Raw genomic sequence first — 2,603 nt, 5'->3', positions numbered from 1 at the left:
GGCTCGGCCGGCGGCACCGGCCGGTCCAGCCAGAACACCTGGCCGTGCAGGTGGCCGGGGTAGGGCGCGCCGGCGGGTGAGGGCAGGGCGGCGACCGCGCCGGTCAGCACGCGGCCGAAGGCCGTCAGGTCCGTCTGCGGCGGCAGGTCCGTGGTGACCAGCACGGGAACGCTCAGAAGATGGGTCATGGCGCCTCCTCCTCGTCAGGAGGCCGATGTTACTGACCGTCACCGACAATGCCGGGTGATGCCGCGGTGCCGGTTTCGGGTGACCGTGGACGTCCGGGAGTCCGGGCCGCGCTCAAGGGCCGTGATCGGTGTTCGCCAGGAGCGGCCGTACCCGGTGCCTGACCGGCCGGCCCGGCCGGACCTCATCGATGACCGCGTTGGGTGGGAGCGTGCTCGCAGCGTGTCCGGAACGGGGTATCGGTCCCTTCTGGAATGCGGGATCCGCAGGCGCTTCGGTGAGGGCGGCGGGGGTCGTGGTGGCCCGTCGGCCACGCCCCGGGCTATCCTCCGGTCGCCATGACTCCTTACCGAAGGTCCGCAGCGGGCCTCGGCCCTCAGGCCGAGGATGAGTGCCGGGACGTCCCGATCGGCCGCTGCATGCCGGCGGACGTGGCCTTCCATCCTGACGGCCGGTGTTTCGCCGTGGCCGGCGAGGACGGCACGGTGCGGCTGTGGGACACCGCCACCGGCCGTTCCGCCGGCCAGCCCCTGATCGACCCCGCCGGGCAGGCGTGGGCGGTGGCCTTCCACCCCGGCGGCCACCTGATCGCCACGGGCTGGTCGGACGGCACGATCCGGGTGTGCCGCACCGCCGCCCTCCAGCCCGCCGGTGAACCGCTGCGCGGCCACGGTGAAGGCGTCACCGCGCTGGCCTTCTCGCCCGACGGGCATCTGCTGGCCAGCGCGGGCCAGGACGGCACGGCGCGGCTGTGGCGCACCGCCGCCCTCCGGTCCGCCGGTGAACCGCTGAGCGGCGCCGAGGGGCCCGTCTACGCGGTGGCCTTCTCGCCTGACGGGCGGCTGCTGGCCACCACCGCGGGCCGTGCCGTGCTGCTGTGGGACGGCGCCACCGGCCGGCTCGTCGGCCGGCTTCCGGGCGCCCGCAGCGGATCCGTCCACGGGGTGGCCTTCCACCCCGGGGGACGCCTGCTGGCCGGCGTCGGCTACGACCTGAACCAGGTGCGGCTGTGGGACGTCACGACCGGCGGTCTCGTCGCAGAGCCGTCGATCGGCCATGCCGGGGACTGCGTGTGGGGGGTGGCCTTCCACCCCGGTGGCCGGTTCTTCGCGACCGGCGGCGAGGACGGCACGGTGCGGTTGTGGGACGTCCCGGCGGTCCGGCCGCTCGGGGAGCCGCTGAGCGGTTCCGGCCAGGTCCCGGCGCTGGCCTTCCATCCCGAGGGCCGGCTGCTGGCCGCCGCCGGTACGGGTGGCGCGGTGCGGTTGTGGAGCATGCCGGCATCAGGTCCGCGACCAGAGCGCCTATCGTGACCAGCCGTGACCAGCCTTGGTCGCCGGGCGGCGCACGCGGCGGCCTCCCTTCGTAAATGTGACAGTGCTGTTGTATTTTGAGGCGATGTACCCTCCGATCGAGCCCTACGACCACGGCCACCTCGACACCGGCGACGGCCACCTCGTCTACTGGGAGGTCTGCGGCAACCCCGCGGGCAAGCCCGCGCTCGTCGTCCACGGCGGCCCCGGCGCGGGCTGCACGCCGGGCCAGCGCCGCGGCTTCGATCCCGAGCGCTACCGCATCATCCTGTTCGACCAGCGCAACTGCGGCCGGAGCCTGCCGCACGCCGCCGACCCGGCCGCCGACCTGACCGCCAACACCACCGGTCACCTGGTCGCCGACATGGAGCGGCTGCGCCGGCACCTGGGCGTGCAGCGGTGGCTGCTGTACGGCGGGTCGTGGGGTTCCACGCTGATGCTCGCCTACGCCCAGGCCCATCCCGAGCGGGTGTCGGAGATGGTCGTCTGCGGCGTCACCATGACCCGCCGCTCCGAGATCGACTGGCTCTACCGCGGCGTCGGGCGGTTCTTCCCCGAGCAGTGGGAGCGCTTCCGCGACGGCGTCCCCGAGGACCGGCGTACCGGTGGTCCCGACGACCTGTTCGGCCTGCTGGCCGCCTACGCGCGCCTGGTGTCGGACCCCGACCCCGCCGTGCGGGCCAAGGCGGCCCGCGACTGGACGGCGTGGGAGGACGCGGTCATCTCCCTGGAGGCCAACGGCACGCCGAACGCCTACAGCGACCGCCCGCCCGCCGACCTGCTGGCCCTCGTGCGCATCTGCAGCCACTACTTCTCCAACGCCGCCTGGCTGGAGGAGGGGGTGCTGCTGCGCGAGGCGCACCGGCTGGCCGGCATCCCCGGCGTGCTCGTGCACGGCCGCTTCGACCTGGGCTCGCCGCTGGAGACCGCCTGGCAGCTGGCCCGGGTCTGGCCCGGCGCGCGGCTCGTCGTCGTGGAGGACTCGGGCCACACCGGCAGCGACGCGATGCGCGAGGAGGTCCTGGCCGCTCTGGACGGCTTCGCCGACCGGTAGGGCCGGTCGGCGGCGGCGCTCCGGCCGTCCTGGTCGGCACTGCGGGCCAG

At 74.6% G+C, this 2,603-nt stretch carries 2 protein-coding genes and 1 pseudogene; 2 read left to right on the top strand and 1 reads right to left on the bottom strand.

Annotated features, from left to right (window positions below; all coding sequences use genetic code 11):
* Positions 1–188 (bottom strand): annotated as a pseudogene (locus ACWJ6R_RS34325) (hypothetical protein); the annotation flags it as partial.
* A gap of 429 nt (positions 189–617) precedes the next feature.
* Between ACWJ6R_RS34325 and ACWJ6R_RS34320 the strand changes: the two are divergent.
* On the top strand, positions 618–1,499 hold the full coding sequence (locus ACWJ6R_RS34320; protein WP_449066203.1) for a WD40 repeat domain-containing protein: 882 nt from the start codon (positions 618–620) through the stop codon (positions 1,497–1,499).
* A gap of 85 nt (positions 1,500–1,584) precedes the next feature.
* Positions 1,585–2,553: a prolyl aminopeptidase gene (gene pip / locus ACWJ6R_RS34315; protein WP_449066202.1), complete on the top strand. Its 969-nt coding sequence runs from the start codon at positions 1,585–1,587 to the stop codon at positions 2,551–2,553.
* Positions 2,554–2,603 lie beyond the last annotated feature (50 nt).

Source organism: Planomonospora algeriensis, assembly GCF_977012225.1.
Note: the sequence above shows the minus strand (reverse complement) of the source record. Positions and strands in the feature narration are given on the sequence as shown.

Excerpts from the sequence above, each read along its gene's own strand:
- pip (WP_449066202.1), top strand. The coding sequence starts at position 1,585 with ATGTACCCTCCGATCGAGCCCTACGACCACGGCCACCTCGACACCGGC.